Annotated in this window: 1 pseudogene; it reads left to right on the plus strand. The window is 43.1% G+C overall.

Annotation, left to right across the window (positions count from 1 at the left end):
• A pseudogene (locus tag JCM15907_RS13095) lies at positions 1 to 641 on the plus strand (hypothetical protein); the annotation flags it as partial.

Consider the following 641-nt stretch of genomic DNA (forward strand, 5'->3'; position numbering starts at 1 on the left):
CCAAGAATATAGCGTTGAAGGGGCTGAATTGCTATAACAATCAGTTGACACAGTTGGATGTAAGTCAAAATAAGAACTTAGTAAATTTATGGGTGTTTGGAAATAGAATTAAACGCGCATCCATGAATAGTCTTGTAGAGCAGTTGCCGAGTATTTCTATCCCTGAGGATGAAGAAGAACTGGGCTTCTTCGTTGCCGTTGATACCAAGAACCCCAACGAAGGGAATTACCTAACCCAATCCTCTGCAGCAAAGGCTAAGAGTAAAGGCTGGAAAGTTCGAGACTACAATAATGGGAGAGATGCTAATGGTAAGTGGAATGGTGAAGGCATACCCTATGAGGGAGAGATTGGATTTATTACCATGACGACCAGCAAGAAGGTCGGCGAGGTGATCTTTCTGGGGTTTGATAACGAAAAAAACGTCACAGTGAAAGGTGCTACCAAAAAAGAAGGCAACGTGTACACGATAACAGCTACTGACGGGCGCATTACACTCCAAGGCGATATAACTCAGCTGTATTGCGATAACAATCAGTTGACACAGTTGGACGTAACGAAGAGTACAGCGTTGGAGAGGCTGTATTGCTATAACAATCAGTTGACACAATTGGACATAACGAAGAATCCTGCGTTGGAGAAT

The organism is Porphyromonas gingivicanis JCM 15907, from assembly GCF_000614585.1.
GTDB lineage: Bacteria > Bacteroidota > Bacteroidia > Bacteroidales > Porphyromonadaceae > Porphyromonas > Porphyromonas gingivicanis.